This is a genomic window from Stieleria mannarensis, from assembly GCF_014154935.1.
Classification (GTDB): domain Bacteria; phylum Planctomycetota; class Planctomycetia; order Pirellulales; family Pirellulaceae; genus Stieleria; species Stieleria mannarensis.
In genome coordinates, this window is record NZ_JACEHH010000017.1 from 22,827 (window position 1) to 38,900 (window position 16,074).

13 protein-coding genes and 1 pseudogene are annotated in these 16,074 nt (G+C 60.9%); 6 read left to right on the forward strand and 8 right to left on the reverse strand.

Going from position 1 to position 16,074, the window contains the following annotated elements; translation table 11 throughout:
- Window positions 1–23 precede the first annotated feature (23 nt).
- Both H1B37_RS13270 and H1B37_RS13275 read left to right on the forward strand, forming a co-directional pair.
- Window positions 24–371: pseudogene (locus H1B37_RS13270) on the forward strand (hypothetical protein); the annotation flags it as partial.
- A 26-nt stretch (window positions 372–397) separates the two neighbouring features.
- On the forward strand, window positions 398–592 hold the full coding sequence (locus H1B37_RS13275) for a hypothetical protein (RefSeq protein ID WP_182867150.1): 195 nt from the start codon (window positions 398–400) through the stop codon (window positions 590–592).
- Between the two features lie 101 nt (window positions 593–693).
- Here the strand turns inward: H1B37_RS13275 and H1B37_RS13280 are convergent, their stop codons facing one another.
- Window positions 694–873 carry a carbon storage regulator gene (locus H1B37_RS13280; RefSeq protein WP_182867151.1) on the reverse strand — a complete coding sequence of 60 codons (180 nt, stop codon included), beginning with the start codon at window positions 871–873 and terminating at the stop codon, window positions 694–696.
- Between the two features lie 200 nt (window positions 874–1,073).
- On the opposite strand from H1B37_RS13280, the gene pgm reads away from it, so the two are divergent.
- Window positions 1,074–2,717, forward strand: a complete 1,644-nt coding sequence (gene pgm, locus H1B37_RS13285) for a phosphoglucomutase (alpha-D-glucose-1,6-bisphosphate-dependent) (protein WP_182867152.1) — start codon at window positions 1,074–1,076, stop codon at window positions 2,715–2,717.
- Window positions 2,718–2,987: 270 nt separating this feature from the next.
- Here the strand turns inward: pgm and H1B37_RS13290 are convergent, their stop codons facing one another.
- The 7 genes from H1B37_RS13290 to H1B37_RS13320 all read right to left on the reverse strand — a co-directional run bounded on the left by H1B37_RS13290 (window position 2,988) and on the right by H1B37_RS13320 (window position 13,438).
- Entirely contained in the window at window positions 2,988–4,817 is a 1,830-nt protein-coding gene (locus tag H1B37_RS13290; RefSeq protein WP_286177716.1) for a CotH kinase family protein, read from the reverse strand.
- A gap of 51 nt (window positions 4,818–4,868) precedes the next feature.
- On the reverse strand, window positions 4,869–5,558 hold the full coding sequence (locus H1B37_RS13295; protein ID WP_182867153.1) for a DUF4956 domain-containing protein: 690 nt from the start codon (window positions 5,556–5,558) through the stop codon (window positions 4,869–4,871).
- A complete protein-coding gene (locus H1B37_RS13300) occupies window positions 5,543–6,295 on the reverse strand; it encodes a VTC domain-containing protein (protein WP_182867154.1) in 753 nt (250 codons plus the stop codon). Before H1B37_RS13300 ends, H1B37_RS13295 begins: the two co-directional genes overlap by 16 nt.
- A gap of 384 nt (window positions 6,296–6,679) precedes the next feature.
- Window positions 6,680–9,106, reverse strand: coding sequence for a serine/threonine-protein kinase (locus tag H1B37_RS13305; protein WP_182867155.1), 2,427 nt, complete (start codon window positions 9,104–9,106; stop codon window positions 6,680–6,682).
- An 85-nt stretch (window positions 9,107–9,191) separates the two neighbouring features.
- Window positions 9,192–9,773: an ECF-type sigma factor gene (locus H1B37_RS13310; RefSeq protein ID WP_182867156.1), complete on the reverse strand. Its 582-nt coding sequence runs from the start codon at window positions 9,771–9,773 to the stop codon at window positions 9,192–9,194.
- A gap of 20 nt (window positions 9,774–9,793) precedes the next feature.
- Window positions 9,794–11,008 carry a M57 family metalloprotease gene (locus tag H1B37_RS13315; protein WP_182867157.1) on the reverse strand — a complete coding sequence of 405 codons (1,215 nt, stop codon included), beginning with the start codon at window positions 11,006–11,008 and terminating at the stop codon, window positions 9,794–9,796.
- Between the two features lie 186 nt (window positions 11,009–11,194).
- Window positions 11,195–13,438 carry an FAD-dependent oxidoreductase gene (locus tag H1B37_RS13320; protein ID WP_182867158.1) on the reverse strand — a complete coding sequence of 748 codons (2,244 nt, stop codon included), beginning with the start codon at window positions 13,436–13,438 and terminating at the stop codon, window positions 11,195–11,197.
- A 209-nt stretch (window positions 13,439–13,647) separates the two neighbouring features.
- Between H1B37_RS13320 and H1B37_RS13325 the strand changes: the two genes are divergently transcribed.
- The 3 genes from H1B37_RS13325 to H1B37_RS13335 all read left to right on the forward strand — a co-directional run bounded on the left by H1B37_RS13325 (window position 13,648) and on the right by H1B37_RS13335 (window position 15,924).
- Entirely contained in the window at window positions 13,648–14,562 is a 915-nt protein-coding gene (locus H1B37_RS13325) for an alpha/beta hydrolase (RefSeq protein WP_182867159.1), read from the forward strand.
- Between the two features lie 160 nt (window positions 14,563–14,722).
- Window positions 14,723–15,661, forward strand: coding sequence for an Rpn family recombination-promoting nuclease/putative transposase (locus tag H1B37_RS13330; RefSeq protein ID WP_286177717.1), 939 nt, complete (start codon window positions 14,723–14,725; stop codon window positions 15,659–15,661).
- A 119-nt stretch (window positions 15,662–15,780) separates the two neighbouring features.
- Window positions 15,781–15,924, forward strand: a complete 144-nt coding sequence (locus H1B37_RS13335; RefSeq protein WP_182867161.1) for a hypothetical protein — start codon at window positions 15,781–15,783, stop codon at window positions 15,922–15,924.
- Window positions 15,925–16,074: the final 150 nt, after the last annotated feature.

A 16,074-nucleotide genomic window follows, 5' to 3' on the forward strand; every position in this document is an offset into this window, starting at 1 on the left:
CTTTGATTAGGCAATGTTTAACGATGAGCACTGACGCGGCCCCGCAGGCGATTGCAGACATGGATCCGGAGCAGTTGCCGATTCCGGATCACAAACTTCACGGCTGGACCCACTTTATCGGCCTGTACGCCGCCGAGCACGTCGCGGCGACCGAGTTTGTGATCGGCGCGACCTTTGTTGCACTGGGCGCGACCACGACGGACATCTTAATCGGGCTGTTGATCGGAAACTGCCTGGCGATTGCCAGCTGGACGTTGATCACGGCGCCGATCGCGGTGCAGACCCGGCTGAGTCTGTACACGTATCTGCACAAGATCGCTGGGGACTCGATGGCCGATCTGTACAACTGGGCCAACGTGTTGATCAACACGGCAAACGTCTGGAAGTGGTCGACGAGATGAAAGAGGAATTGTGCCAAGCCGCCGGCGAGACCAAAGACGACAAGCTTTCGTTCTTGAAACTCACGACGGTGTTTGGTGATCTGGCGACCAATCCGCGGTTTGCCGAGGTGTATGCGGCGATGATCGACCGTGTGTACCAAAACCCGGACGTCTCGGTTCTGATGCGAGGCGTGATCGAGAGCGACGGTTAGCTGGACCACAAAAGTTGTGATGTCGCGACGCTCGATGCGAGCGTGGGAATCACCGGGGATCCACCTTCTGGCGAAGGTAGCTACGTTTGCCAGGGCGAAGCCTATCCCACGGTTTCTTCGGGCTCGGCGGCCGGCACCGTCAGCTCGCCGCGCTGAATCGAAACCCATTTCGGGGCTTCGATGGCGATGGAAACTCGATTGCCCTTGATCCGCGAGACGACGATCTCGATTTCATCATTCACGACGATCCGCTCGCCCAATTTTCTTGATAACACCAACATGTTTGACCTCCGTGGGTTTGGCTCTGTTGGATTAGGCCGAAAGGTCAACGCAATTGTCACGGTCGGGCGCAGGTTTTTTCGCGATTGTCCCGCGCAGGGCCCTGATTCGCTGGCGTCGCCGGCCCGGGGCGTCGTCGGGACACAAGGAATGTTAGGATACCGCTTCCAAAGCGAATCACTCCTCCGAACGAGATCCGACCATGACGTTGCACGAACTTGCCGGCCAGCCCGTTCCGATCGACCTACTTGAGAACATCCCGCGGCTGATTTCGTCGTATTACACGCTGAAACCCGACCCCAGCGATCGGGCTCAGGCGGTCGAATTCGGCACCTCCGGCCACCGTGGCACCTCCAAAACCGGCCGCTTCAACGAGCACCATATCCTGGCCATCGCCCAGGCGATCTGTGAGTATCGATCGGCCCAGGGGATCACCGGACCGCTGTACTTGGGCATGGACACGCACGCGTTGTCCGAACCCGCCTTTTCGTCCGCCTTGGAAGTGTTTGCCGCCAACGGTGTCACGACCGTGATCGACGCCCAACGTGGGTTCACGCCCACGCCGGTGGTCTCGCACGCGATCCTGGTGCATAACCGCGGCCGCAGGGATGGACTGGCCGACGGCGTCGTGATCACACCGAGTCACAATCCGCCGTCCGACGGTGGGTTCAAGTACAACGCGACCAACGGAGGCCCCGCCGACGCGGCAACGACCACCACGATTCAGAACCGGGCGAACGAGATCCTGGGCAACGGGTTGGCCGACGTCAAACGAATCGGACTGGCGACCGCACTGGCGTCGGAGTTCGTCAAGGAACACGACTACGTCACCCCGTACGTCGACGACCTGCAAAATGTCGTCGACATGGATGCCATCCGAGCGGCCGACCTGCGGATCGGCGTCGACCCGATGGGCGGCGCGGGAATCGGCTATTGGCAGCCGATCGCCGATCGTTATGGATTGAACATCGAAATCGTCAATCGACGTGTCGATCCGACGTTCTCCTTCATGCGGGTCGACAAGGACGGCAAGATCCGCATGGATTGTTCCTCGCCGTCGGCCATGGCCGGGCTGATCGATTTGAAGGACCGCTTCGACATCGCCTTTGGGAACGACCCCGACTATGACCGACACGGGATCGTGACGCCGTCGGTGGGTTTGATGAATCCGAATCATTACCTGGCCGTGGCGATCGAGTACCTGTTTCAGAATCGTCCGGGATGGGGTGCCGATGTCGCGGTCGGAAAGACACTGGTTTCTAGCTCGATGGTCGACCGCGTCGCGGCGGACCTGGGCCGAACGCTGTGCGAAGTCCCGGTCGGATTCAAGTGGTTCGTCGACGGACTGGTCGATGGTTCGCTGGGCTTCGGTGGTGAAGAAAGCGCCGGCGCATCGTTCCTGCGGATGGACGGAACGACTTGGACCACCGACAAGGATGGGATCATCATGGACTTGCTGGCGGCCGAGATTCTGGCCAAAACCGGCAAGGATCCCGGGCAGCACTACCAAGCGTTGGTCGAAAAATTCGGCGCCCCGGTCTACGACCGCATCGATGCACCGGCGACCCCGGAACAGAAAAGCGCGCTCAAGGCGTTGAGCCCCGAATCGGTTCGTTCGCAAGAGCTGGCCGGGGATGCGATCGAGGCACGTCTGACCGAAGCCCCCGGCAACAAAGCCGCCATCGGCGGGCTGAAGGTCGTCACGAAGAACGGCTGGTTCGCCGCCCGGCCCTCGGGAACCGAGGACATTTACAAGATCTATGCCGAAAGCTTTGTGGGAGCCGAGCACCTGCAGCGGATCCAAACCGAGGCGAAGCAAATCGTCTCCGACGCGCTGGCCGGCTGACCTGAGCCGACAGTTCCTCGCGCCGGTAAATCGTAGCTACCTTCGCCAGAAGGTGGATCCTCGCTCTCCCGCTGGTCCGTCACGACGAAGAAAAACCACGGATGGCAATCAAGTTGGATTCTCTCCCTCTGCGAGAGACGGCGTTTGCGCAGCAAGCAAACGCCAGAGAGGGTCCGCGGCTTGCGAAAGTCTTGGCGACTGCCGCTACGATCTAATCCGTCACTTGTACAATCGGCGTCGCATCGCGACGCCGTCCAACAACGCGATCGCCTATTTCCGCAGGTACTCGCTTCGCTCCACGGCGAACTTGTGGATCGACATCTGCTCGCTGCCGTCGTCGGTGCCGGTTGCCGCGACGAAGGCGTCATAGGTGTCCAACTTTCGCGTGTCCGCTTTGACCAGCGGGTCGATTAACGCGCGATATTCGTTGACAACCGGCCCGAGCTTCGACCACGACAACGATTCCTCGACGATTTGGTCGACGTATTGTAAGTAGCGATCGCGCAGGTGAGGGATCGCCAGCAAGCGGCTTCGCAGCGGCATGCGATCGTTGTCCAGGCCGACCAGCGGATCCAGATCGACGCTGCCGTGGCCCGGTCCGCGTCCACCCGGTCCACGTCCACCGGGTCCGCGTCCACCGGGTCCGCGTCCTTCCGGACCGCCGCCCTCGGGGCCACGGCGACGTTGGTCGCGTGGTCCGCCGTCAGCGACCGGCGGGCGATCACCGGGCGGTGGCCCGAAGTCAAAGCCGCCGAATCCGAATCCGCCAAAGCCCCCCCGGCGTTCTCCGCCCGGTCCGCCGGGACCTTCCGGCCCGCGGCCTTCTGGACCGCCGGGGCCGCGGCCACCCGGACCACCCGGTCCGTGGCCGGCAAGCGCGAACGCTTCGTTCATGTCATGGGGCATCACGTGGAACTTGCCGTCTTTGTCGCGGAACAAGTTGTAGTCACTCGCCCGCGTCCAATAGCCGTCGCTGTTGGCCAGGACGACATCCAAGGCCAGGAACCTCAGCGTGCCGTCGATGTCCAGGATCGGTTCGAGTGCGGATTCGAGTTGATCGAGCGGCGTTTCATTGAGCGTCTTGCACAGTTCGATCAGCGCCAACCACTGTTTCTTGCCGTCGTTGGACTTCATTTCAAACCGGGCCTTGTAGTCGTCCAGGTTGTCGCCCAAGTAACGCAGGCCGCCGTCGCCGTTGGGGCTGCCGCTGACCTTCCAACGCGTCCCTTTGGAGCCGTCAAAGTTTTCGGCGATGAATTGTTTGTCGAATTGCTGGACGCTGTTGTATAACCCCCAACTTTCTCCGTTGACGACCACGTGCACGAAGTTGGCTTTGGGAGCGGGGATGTACTGACGCGCGATGTGCGAATACAGCACCGAGCTCATCATCGACGGATCGCCGTGGCAATTGAGCAGGTTCAGCGTTTTGTAGCCGTCGATTCGCTGGTCCTCGTCGGCCATGTCCAGCGAAATATTGAACGAGCGTTTGCTGCCGCGGGGAACATGCCCGTAGGACGAAGCGCCGCGGAAGTGAACGCCGACGTTGGGAAAGAGTTTGCCGTCGACCAGCATCTGTGCGGCGACATCCACGTCGGTTTCCTTGAACGCCTCGAGTTCCTCCTCCCAGTCCTTGTTTTCAAATTCTAAGAAGATCGTTCGCAGAACGCTGGAGTCGTAAAGTGATTTGTCGCCGTAAGTCGTGACGGAATCCGTTGCGACGGCCGGTCCCGGTGTGCCGGGTTGCATGTTGCCACCGCGGCCGCCAGGGCCTCGTCGCCCCGGTCCACCAAAGCCGGGCCCGCCTCCCGGGCCTCGACGACCGCCAAATCCGCCGCGGTCGTCCGATTCGAGTGCTTTGCGCGCGACGGCGCGTTCGCTTTGATTCAGCCAGCCGTCACCGTCGCTGTCATGTTCCTCGACCAACTTGCGTTTCTCACGGTTCGGGCCGCCGGGACCGCCAGGTCCTCCGAAGCCACCGGGCCCTCCGAAGCCACTGGGGCCGCCGAATCCGAACGAGCCCGGCGGTTGAGAGAAGACGAGCCCGCCGACCAGCATCCCGGTCGAGGTGATCACCAACGCGGTGAGCGTGAGTTTTTTCATGGAAGACTCCTGAGTTGGTTTTGGAGAAGGTGAAAGGTTTTCGAAGAGAGATCAGCTCTGTCGCAGTTCGACGCTTTGCACGCCTTCGATCAGGTTCAGTTGGTTGATCAGATCGGTCGGCGAGAAGTCGGGTTGCAGGCAGACGCGATAGGTCAGATCCAGCGAAGCGCCTTGTTTGCTGGTGGATCCGGCCGAAAGTTGGACGCTACTGAGCGACTGTGCAAACACGTCTTTGAACACCACGTCGGGGTCGCGTCCGGCGCCGAGTCGGATTTGCAGTTTCGCCCCTCGATCAAAGGACGGTCCGTTTGACCCTTTGGGGCGAAACAGGAACGCAGCCATTCCGGTAACCGCCATGCCGACGACCGCAACGGTCATCTGATCCGCACCGACCGCCATCCCGGTTAAAACGGCGAAGATGACGAAGGTGATGTCATGGGTGTCTTCGACCACCGTGCGAAAACGAACGATCGACAGCGCACCGACCAAGCCAAATGCCCAGGCCACGTTCTGACCGATCACCAGTGGCAACATCGCACACAGGATGGCCAGCAAGACCAATGTCGCCGGGAACGTGGGCATGAACTGCTCGCGCGGTCGCACGGCCCAGTAGATCCCTGCGATCACACATCCGCACAAGAACGCCGCGCCCAACCGCAACGCCATCTGCAGCGCGTCGCTGTCACCGGGAGTGCCCATCCACGTGGTGGTGTCGATCGGACCGGTTAGCCAACTTGGCATGTCGTTACCTCTCGGCGGAGGCCGAACAAAGAGCTTGTGATCTTTCGTGATTTGGGTTCTGCAAACGTGGCCCCGGCTTGCGCGGCGTCCATCGAAGTCGGCGCAAGTGCCGCTTTGGCGAGGTCAAACAAGACCGTCGGTTGTTCGGGCAACAACGCGAACTCATAGATCAGCGCTTTGAAAGTCGCTGGCAATGAAACGGCGAAATTCATCCGCACCAAAATCGACGGCACGCAAGCGGTTTGGCGATTCGACGACGTCTGGATCCGACCGGCATGAAGCTCGCGATCGATCGTCAGCCGAATCTCGCCGTCGAGTGTTTGGTGTTTCCAGCTGGTTCGGTCGAAGCGGGTTTCCAGCGAAGGGACCAAGTCGTGCTTGAGCTGTTTTTTGTGAAACCATTTGCCCCGCCACGCCGGATCGATGTTCGACGCATCCAGGCACACCAATTCGTTGGACGGCACCGTGGTTTGACGCAGCGAACGCAGGTCGCCATCCCAGCTGACATTTTCCAGGGACACGTCCCAGCGACGGTCGACCCGCCGCACGCGAAACTGCTGTCGACGAGCAAATTTTGACTTGGCCCGCTTCGCTTCGTCGGCCGGTTCGTAATAGCAATCCGAGACGTGTTGGCTGTGCGTGTCGGCCGGCATGTGCCGTGATGCGGAATCGGCCAACGCGTCGGCGGTCGGGCGGTCCAGGGCAAAGACCCATTGGAACTGGGGTGTGGATTTCAAGGGCGGTTCCTCGCAAGAACATTCCGTTTGTTCGAGCCTTTCGCTCGGTCAGGACGTCATGCGTGCCGCAGGCCGACAGTGGGCCAAAAAAATTCGTACATTTCCCGAGGACAGATTGAGCAAGCCGCCGCTCCGCGTCGTAGCGGAAGCCGCCAAGGCTTTCGGTCCCCTGTACGCTCCGCGTCGTAGTGGAAGCCGCCAAGGCTTTCGGTCCCCTGTACGCTCCGCGTCGTAGCGGAAGCCGCCAAGGCTTTCGGTCGCACCCGTGCGATTCGTGTCGTAGCGGAAGCCGCCAAGGCTTTCGGTCCGCTGTGCGGCGTCACCCCGCCGGTGCGAAACTCTTGGCGAGTTCCGCTACCCGAGAACCTCGCTGCGAAAGACCAACTACAGTCGCAGCAAATCCCGTGCGGATTGTTGGACCGCGACGAGCCGTGGATCCAATTCCGCGTCGGTCCCCAACACCTCGCGTGTGGCTTCGCGGTGCAGGATGATCATTTCCAGCAAGTCGATCCAGGGCCTGCGCTGGTCGGGTGATTCGATCGCTTCACTGATCGCCTTGTCCAGCGCGTTGTCCGCCTGCCGCATCTCCGCGGTGGCTTGTTCGGTTTCTCCGGTCCGATGCAGTGCGATCGCGCGCAACGAATGCACCATGTCGCCGCTGGGGCCGCGCGAATTCGACGCCGCATCCAGGTGCTCCAACGCTTTTTGTTCTTCGCCGGCGCGGAGGCTGGCCCAAGCCGCGACGTACTGCATCACGCTCTGCGGTACGCGATCTTCGAACGACGGACGTCGTGGCCCACCACCTGGCTCGGGACCGGAGAATCCAGGACCAGCCGACGGTGGATCACCCGGTTCGGGGCGATTGAAATCGAACCCATTTGGTCCGAGAGGCCTGGGGCCGCGGTCAGGCCCGTCGCGTCGGAAGTCGCGATCGCGATTCGGACGCCCCCAGGAGCCTGGTCCCCACGGTCCCCCGGGCGGTCCGGCGGAGCGTGCGAGCATCGATTCGATTTCCGCTGCCAACCGTCGTGCGTCGGGCACATCGGCCGGGGAGATCAGGCAGGCGCGAATCGAATGAAAGTTCAGTGGCGGGGGATTCTCGGTGGGCGGTTCCATCAGCCGCGAATAGATCGCGCGGTAGTCGTTCGTCCTGTCGGTCAGGTGAAAGATCGCCGCGGCGCCTTCCCACTGACGGCTGTCGATCGGAGCCTCCAAACGCATCGCGGCGGCAAAATCATCGGCCGCTTCGTCCCACAAATGCAACCGTCCCCGCAGCGCCGCCCGCTGAACCCAAACCAGGTAGTAGTTGGGGACCAAGTCGACCGCTTCGCTGTACGCCGAATCGGCGGCGGCATACTGTTGTGAATCCTCGTACGATCGGGCATTTCCGAGTAGGACATTGGCGGTTTTCAGCCGTTCGGCGAAACTCTCCACCTCCTGACGCGCACTGATCGCATCCCGCAGCGCGATCTCTTTTTCGTTCCGCTCGGCGATCGCGACGGAAGCCTGGTACAGGCTGACGGCGGTGCCGACGACCAAGGCGGCGGCGACCAAGGAACCGGTCAACAAGGCCGCGCGGTTGCGCGCGGCAAATTTGCGAAGCCGATAGCCTCGCGATGGCGGACGCGCTTCGATCGGTTCCTCCGACAAAAAACGCCTGACATCGGCGCTCATCGCCGCCGCCGATTCGTACCTCCGATTGCGATCCTTTTCCATCGCCTTCATCACGATCCAGTCCAGGTCGCTGGGGATCGATTCGCGTCGGGCGCGTGCCTCGGCGGCTTGGGTCGAGTCGTCGCGCGGCTCGGCCACAGTCGGCGAATTCAGCGACTGGATCGTGGTCAAACGCGTGCTGGGCTTGGGCGGATCCTCTTCGCGGATGATTCGTCGCATTTCGTCATAGCCGGCCGAATCAAGTCGCTTGCGATCAAACGGCGTCGTGCCGGTCAGCAATTCGTACAGCAGCACGCCCAGCGAATAGATGTCGCTGCGGGTGTCGACGTCCAACCCGCTCATCGCCGCCTGTTCGGGACTCATGTACAGCGGCGTTCCGATCATCGAATAGAATCGCGTGTAAATCGTCGCGTCGGTCAGGTTTTGCCCCATCGCCTTGGCCACTCCAAAATCGATCACCTTGACGACCGGTTTGTCGTCGTGCAACGTGACCATGACGTTGGACGGTTTCAGGTCGCGATGGACGACGCCTTTCTGGTGCGCGTGATGGGTCGCGGCGCAAACGTCTTGAAACAACTGCAATCGATCGCGTAAGGAGAGTCCGTGGCGGTCGCAAAAGTCCGTGATCGGCTCGCCGCGAACCAGTTCCATCACGAAATAGGGCCGCGCGTCCTTGGTCACACCCGCATCGAACACACGCGCTATGTTGGGATGATCCATCATCGCCACGGCTTGGCGTTCGGCGTCGAATCGTGCCAGCACCTCCTGTGACCCGGTGCCGGGCTTGATGATTTTTAAGGCCACTTTGCGCCGAACGGGTTTGTCTTGCTGGGCGACAAACACCAGGCCAAACCCTCCTTCGCCGATTTGCTCCATCAACCGATACGCGCCGATCGTCATGCCGATGTGCTCGGAGGGGCCAACCAAGTCGGCGACCAGCGTCGGGTCCAACGGACTGGTCAGCGGGCTCTGGTCCAGCGGATTGGCGGGCCGCTCGTGGGCGGCCAACAGTGATTCCACCGACGCACGCAGCTCCGCATCCTCACCGCAAACCGACGCCAGGTAGGCATCGCGTTGATCCGCGGTTTCCTGATCCAGGGCTTCCAGAAAAACGGTGCGTGGGCTGGGGCGACTCATGGGTTTCTTGTGCCGATCGGTGATAAGGGCGGGGACGGTTCCTCCGGTGGTTCATGCGTGATCGGCAGCAAGACCGGGCCAAAATTTATTCCTCCGCGTCCATGGCTCGGCGGAGCCAGGCTCTTGCGTAGGTCCAATGGCGTTTAACGGTCCTGGCCGAGACGCCCAGCACGTCGGCGGTTTCTTCGATCGTCAGCCCCGTGAAGTAGCGAAGCTGGACCAGCTTCGCCAGCTCAGCGTCCTCGGCGGCAAGTTTGGTCAGGGCGTCGTCGAGCGACAACAGCGTGGCGTCGTCCTGGTGGTCCAGAATCGCGTCGTTCTCGGTGAATTCGCAGCGCTGCATCCCACCGCCACGCTTTTGAGCATTCCGCCGGCGGGCACTTTCGACCAGGATGCGGCGCATCGATTCGGCCGCGGCGGCAAAGAAGTGCCCGCGACCGTCCCACTTGTGTGGATCGTCGCCGTCGGCCTCTCCGCTGACCAACCGCACAAACGCCTCGTGGACCAGCGCGGTGGGCTGTAGCGTGTGCCCCTGTTTCTCCTGCGCCATCTTGTTGGATGCCAACCGGCGCAGCTCTTCATAGACCAGCGGCAACAACTGGCTGGCCGCGTGCTGGTCCCCGTTCTCGATCTGATGCAGAATCTGACTGACTTCGCTTTTTACCATTCCAACATTCTAGCGATGATCTACCGCCGGCGGGCGGCGCGTCCGAACATGGCGAATACGCGGTCCACGCGTCGAACGTGGCGTGGCTGGTGTCGCTGTCGGCGGAATCGATCGGCGTCGTCGTCGGCTCGATCGGCCAGTCGCTGTTCCCGCAGGGCTTCCAATTCGTCCAACGACACGCCGCCGTCCTCGTCGACGTCGGCCGCGGAAATCCGCATCCAGAATCGCTCGGAGACTTCACTTTCGGTCAACAGGCCGTCGGCATCGGTGTCTCGTTCGTCAAACGCTTCTTGGCGCGTGGCCGTCAAGGCGGTTTCGAGTTCCGCCAGCGTGACTAGGCCGTCGGCATCGGTATCCGCTTCGATGTCGACGAACTTGTCCCACAACCGCTCGGGCACTTCGTCTTGGGACAATGCGGCGTCATCGTCGGTGTCGAATCGTGTGATCAACGTCTCGGCGTCTTTGCCGAACAGCCCGACGTTGACGACAAAGTGGTGATGGCGGAAGCCGCGATCCACGTCATCGTCGCCCTCGTCAGTCACTCCCCCGTCATCGATGGTCTCTTCGTCGCTTGTTTCATCATCCGTGGTTTCTTCGTCGGTCGTCAGTTCGTCGGTGGACTCATCGGTGTCGGCCGCCGCGTACAACTGCTGGATCGCAACGGCATCGCTGGCGTCAAGCGTGGTGAACACTTGGCCGGCCGAGACGAACGGTTCCAGCACGCTGTCTTCGACGTCGGAGTGATCCAGTCCCAGCGCGTGGCCGATCTCATGGACGGCGACGTAGACCAGGTCGAAGGCTTGGTTGCCGAGCGAATTGCCGACTTCCCAGGCGTCCGAAATGTCAAATTGGATGTCACCGGCGATCCGCGCCGGGTTCACGTCGTCGGGAAAGTAGGCTTGGGCAAGCGTGCCGCCGACGCCATCGATGTTGGTGAACGAAATGTCGATCGATTCACGCAGCCCGACTTGATCGGTGGGGGTGAAGGTGATGTCGGCCACACTGGCCCAAGCGTCCAAGGCCGTTTCGATCGCCGCATCCGTCTCGGCCTGCGAAAGCGAACTCGGTGAGTTGGCGATCGTATACGTCAGTTCCACGCTCCCTAACCCCGGCCCGTCCCATCCGAAACTGGCCGCCAGCACGCGCCGCGTCTCCAGCGACTGAACGAATAATTGGCGGCGTTGACGCGGCTGTTTTCGACGACGACGGCGTTGGAAAACTCGGGATTCGGGCATCGGATTGCGTGTTTCGGGATTTCGGATGTGGATGGGGCTTCCCCGCAACAGGATGCTTTCCCAGCCCGAATGTCACTCGATTCACGCAAAAAACTGCGTGCCCGACGTCACTGCTGGCAAACGTAGCTACCTTCGCCAGAAGGTGGATCCCCTGTGGTCATTTACGCTCTCGCGAGCGTTGCGACATCAATTTGCCGCTTTCCCACTGGATGGCGTTTCCACGTACCCCGCAGGACGGTTTCCCCGCCGTTCGTCGTCAGCAATCGCGATCGGCACCAACTGAATTCCGTCCACGTTGACGTAGCCGTCGGCGCCGTCGTTCGTGATGATCACGCGTCCGGAATTGCCAGCGTCAAAATCAAACACCCCCAGTGCGCGAGGGATTCCATCAACCATTGCCGGTTGTTTCTGATCGACCGAAACGACCTTCCTCCCCTCCCTCGAATGAATCTCGACCTTCACCGCAGCCGAGCGATTGGGATCCGCCGTGTACAACAGTCGCACTTCGTAACGTCCCGCGGTGGGAATGTGGGGGGCGAACGTTGCAGTTTTTTTCCCTTGATCGGTGTTGGCGTCGTGCCGGTAAGAGTTTCCGATCATCGGGGGCACGCCGGAGCTGTGCACCCAATGTCCGGTGTACACCGCTTCGTCATCATCCATCGCGATCCCCGGCAAGTCGGCGGAGTTGACGGTTCGGCGGGGCGGTTTCTTTGTGCCGTGTTTCCACTCCAGTACTTGGCCGTCGGCGATCAGACGTCTCCGCAGCTTGTCATAGTCGACCTGCTGGACCGGAACGTTCGCGTCGATCGCCTGGCACGCGGCCGTCGCGGCCGATTGACTGGTCACCATCAACACCGGCTCCATCCGAATGCTGGCGAATGCGGTGTGGCTGGCGGAAAGCGCAAACGTGACGAACAGGTTTTCGCATTCCTCCTGATTCGGCACGATGGCGCCGTACCCGATGTCGTAAGGGCCATAACCGCCGCGTCCCGACGCCACCTTGCCTTCACGCGTGACGACGGAATCTTTGACGATGCGGCGGATTTCATGAACGTCGGTGCCGTACGACCCCAGGCCGATACATTGCGGCGCGATCTCCCGTCCAAAGGTGTGATGCTCGGTCAGCACCAGATCGCTGACCATTCGTCGTCCTTCGCGGACATAGATCTGATGCGGCCAACCACCGTTGTCCGTGAATTCGTCTTTGGGCAATCCGAATCGGCGCGTCTCCTTTCGCAGCTTCTCCGGGACACGGGGATCGGTCGCCAGGAAGTGAAGCAAGCCACGGTGGTAGTTTTCGATTTCCTTGGCAATCTGTTCACGTCGGTCGTAGCTGGCTTCCGGCCATTCCCAGCTCGCTCCCGGCAGGTTCCCGCCGAACGTTGCCGTGTTGAAATCCCATTTGTCGTTCGGCAGGGGATCGTGTTTGCTGAACCACCTCAAATCCATGTCGTCGCCGTTTTCAAGACAGGCTTCGATGAACCGGGCGACCAGTTCATAGCGTTTCGGGTCATAGTTTTCTGGCGCTTCGATCGGCAACATGTTCGACGTGTCGGTCGTCAGGCAAAGCCGGAAACAATACGCCATCACGCCCGGGCCCGCGTCGCCGGGATTGCCGGGGACACCTTCGCTGACCAGCGGCAGCAGCCCGCTGGATGGATCGCCCTTGACGACATAGGGATCCAGTGGGAAGTCGCGATCCCAGACACCTTGCCCGCCGGGCACGCGGCCATTGCTTCCGGGCTGTGGGTGGCCGGTGCGGGGCGCATATTTCGAGGCGTAATGAATTCCGTTGTACTGTTCGCCGTACTTCGCGTTGCCTTCACGCTCGAGCGTGTACGACACACCGGCGGCGGCCATCAAATCGCCTTCGTAGGTCGTGTCGATGAACATCGTTGCCGACACGGACCGGCCGTCTTCGATGATCAGTGATCTGATCCGGTTGTTTTCTTTGCGCACCGACTTCAACCGAGCGTCCCGAAGCACCACGACGCCGGCTTCGGCAACCATCGAATCAAAGAGGTCTTCGGCGACGTGCGGTTCGATCGAATAGGCACCGCCGGTGGCCGGGCCGCCTTTGCCGCGAAACGGCTGTCCCCAGTTCAGCTCTTTGCCGTACGTCGCGACCAGCCGCGTGAAGTACTCGCGGGCGAGTCCGCCGACGCTGCGGGGGTCACCGATATCCACGGCACTCAATCCGCCCGAAGTCATCCCGCCGAGATGCCGCCCCGGTTCGACCAGAACCACGCGTTTTCCCATCCGCGCCGCCTGGACAGCCGCCACGACGCCACCTGACGTGCCGCCATAAACGCACACGTCAGCCTGGACAGCGGTCGCAGCGGTTTGGGCATGGCATTCAAACGAAAACGGAGTCGCGACGGTCAGCGTCGCGATGAGCAGCAAGGGAAGGTGAGCAGTGTATCGCAACATGTTACCAGTTTACGTTCAGACGAAGGGGCCAATAAAAGGGACGGGGGTTGATTACGCATGTTGCCGAAGATTGATCGACAGAGAGCGTTCAGTATTTCGGCGATACACGGCATCACGAGGTCGACGCAACGAAGTGGGAAGGCAGCAAGTATACTGTCGATCAAGTGTTCGTACGGGTCGATCACGAAGGAACTCAAGGGATTGAATTGATGCGTCACTTTCGACGAAGACTCCTCCGCCGCGCGATGGTCGCGACGTCATGCGTGATCGCCGTCGCCTTGGCGGCTTCTTGGATGGTCGCTGGCGCCCTGATCGCGCCCAGCCCGCGTCTCATTGGTGCTCCGCCGCAGGAACTGAACGCCACCGCCTTCAGCGTGCCCAGCGATTCCGGGGCGATGATCTCCGGCTGGCAGACACGGCCCGACGCGAGCAAGGGAGTCATCGTCCTGCTTCACGGGATACGCGGCTCCCGCCTCGTGATGCTCGATCGCGCTCGGATGCTTCATGACGCGGGCTACGCGACGGTGATGATCGATTTGCAGGCACACGGGGAGAGCCCGGGAGAAGCGATCACGATCGGACATCTGGAACAACATGACGTCCGTGCCGCGGTCGAATTCGCGCGGCGTGAGCACCCGGATCAACCGATCGGCGTCATCGGAGTGTCGCTCGGTGGCGCGGCGGCTCTGCTGGCATCTCCGCTGGACATCGACGCACTGGTGCTCGAAGCGGTCTATCCCGATATTCGCGATGCCGTCCACAATCGCGTCGCAGCCCGGCTTGGTCGGTTTGCAACCATTCCGGCGTCCCTGTTGTTACTTCAGCTGCAACCCCGCCTGGGCATCTCACCGAGCGAGCTTCGGCCGATCGACCACATGGCGGAAATCGACTGTCCGGTTTGCATCGTTTCTGGGACTGACGACCGACACACGACCGTCGCCGAAACACGAGCGATGTTTGACGCCGCGCGAGAGCCGAAGAGGTTATGGTTGGTCGATGGCGCCCGGCACGTCGATTTGCACCACCACAACTCGGCAGCCTACCGGCGCACGATCCTCGGGTTCCTGGACCGCCATCTCGGCGACGCCGACGCGACGGGGCGAAGCGAAGGGGTGGACGCGTGAATGGCACGGGTATCAGTGTTGGCGTGCAGGCTTTTGCCGATTGCCGCCGATCCCATTCGGACATCGTTGAAATGCCTCAAAAAACCTAGGGCCTGAGCGATCCCAAACCGCGTTGGGCTAACTGTCTCAATCGCCGTCAATTCCTTTTTGAGAAAACGTCATGCCGCTCGGAATCGATCCCAAAGTCGACTTCGCCTTCAAGATGGTGTTCGGGAATCCAGACCACACTGAAATCACGATCCACTTCCTCAACGCCGTTCTCTCTCCGCTTCATCCGATTGAATGGGTCGAGATCTTGAATCCGATTCAAGGAAAAGATCGCAGTGAGGACAAGTTGGTCGTTCTGGATGTTCTGGCTCGGGACACGTTCGGACGGCATTTTAACGTGGAAATGCAAACCACGTCGCCGACAGATCTCCCCAAGCGGCTGACGTATTACAACAGTCTGAACTATGTCCGCCAAATCCAGGAAGGCAGCCCCTACCTGAATCTGCGACCGGCCGTGAGCATCTGCGTGCTCAATCGAATCCTGTACTGTCAGGCCGCGGAATACCACCTCAGTTTCCGTCTCCGGTGCGATCAGAGGGACCTGATTTTCACGCATGATCTTCAATTCCATCTCCTGGAGTTGCCAAAGTTCACTCCGGCAAGCGATAATTTGGGGGAACTGCCGCCATTGGAACGATGGCTCTACTTCCTTCGTCACGCCGAGACATCAGAGCTCGAAGAGCTCTCCCGGATCCTCGTTGACGAAGAATTCAGTGAAGCCGCCGAGGTATTAGAAATGATCTCCCGCAGCCCCGAAGATCGCCAATACTACGAAGCGAGGATGAAGTTCCTCCACGACGAGGAAGCTCGGCTTATTGCTGCGCGTGAGGAAGGACGCGAGGAGGGGCGTGAGGAAGGACGCGAGGAGGGGCGTGAGGAAGGACGCGAGGAGGGACGCGAGGAAGGAGCATTAGCAGGCAAAATCCAGATGCTTCAACAACTTCTCGGCGATCGAGAACAGGGCGTCGCAGAGTTGGGAAGACTCGCCGCGTCTGAGCTCGAAACGCTTCTCGCTGATTTACAGCAGCGTCTACGTTCACGCGAGAACTGAAGCCACTGCCGTTCGCGATCCGTCGCGCGGCAGCGCACCAGCCTACAACCGATTACGCCGATTTTTTTGTCGTCGTAAGCGGTTTGTTTTTGGGCATGCCTGATTCACGCAGCGAATCAATGCGAGAATCATCTCCCATTCAAGAAGTCGATCGAGTCACGATTGATTACACCTTCGGACACGATGAAATCGCACAGCGAATCGTAACCGACGATGGCAACGGCGGTACGACGGACGAAACCCACGGGGTGCGATCCGCGTGATGCGCGGCGTAGCCCGCCAATCACGCGGATCGCACCCAGGGGAGACGATTCAAGCTTTATAGTAGGCACTGCGGAATGGTGAATCCCATGAAGCACAATCCGTACGAACCAAGCCACGTTCGCCCAGCTCGCTCATCTCAATTCACGTTT

Bases quoted from the DNA above. Each gene is read 5' to 3' on its own strand.
- H1B37_RS13275 (WP_182867150.1), top strand. From the start codon at position 398: ATGAAAGAGGAATTGTGCCAAGCCGCCGGCGAGACCAAAGACGACAAG.
- H1B37_RS13280 (WP_182867151.1), bottom strand. From the start codon at position 873: ATGTTGGTGTTATCAAGAAAATTGGGCGAGCGGATCGTCGTGAATGAT.
- pgm (WP_182867152.1), top strand. From the start codon at position 1,074: ATGACGTTGCACGAACTTGCCGGCCAGCCCGTTCCGATCGACCTACTT.
- H1B37_RS13290 (WP_286177716.1), bottom strand. From the start codon at position 4,817: ATGAAAAAACTCACGCTCACCGCGTTGGTGATCACCTCGACCGGGATG.
- H1B37_RS13295 (WP_182867153.1), bottom strand. From the start codon at position 5,558: ATGCCAAGTTGGCTAACCGGTCCGATCGACACCACCACGTGGATGGGC.
- H1B37_RS13305 (WP_182867155.1), bottom strand. From the start codon at position 9,106: ATGAGTCGCCCCAGCCCACGCACCGTTTTTCTGGAAGCCCTGGATCAG.
- H1B37_RS13310 (WP_182867156.1), bottom strand. From the start codon at position 9,773: ATGGTAAAAAGCGAAGTCAGTCAGATTCTGCATCAGATCGAGAACGGG.
- H1B37_RS13315 (WP_182867157.1), bottom strand. From the start codon at position 11,008: ATGCCCGAATCCCGAGTTTTCCAACGCCGTCGTCGTCGAAAACAGCCG.
- H1B37_RS13320 (WP_182867158.1), bottom strand. From the start codon at position 13,438: ATGTTGCGATACACTGCTCACCTTCCCTTGCTGCTCATCGCGACGCTG.
- H1B37_RS13325 (WP_182867159.1), top strand. From the start codon at position 13,648: ATGCGTCACTTTCGACGAAGACTCCTCCGCCGCGCGATGGTCGCGACG.
- H1B37_RS13330 (WP_286177717.1), top strand. From the start codon at position 14,723: ATGCCGCTCGGAATCGATCCCAAAGTCGACTTCGCCTTCAAGATGGTG.
- H1B37_RS13335 (WP_182867161.1), top strand. From the start codon at position 15,781: ATGCGAGAATCATCTCCCATTCAAGAAGTCGATCGAGTCACGATTGAT.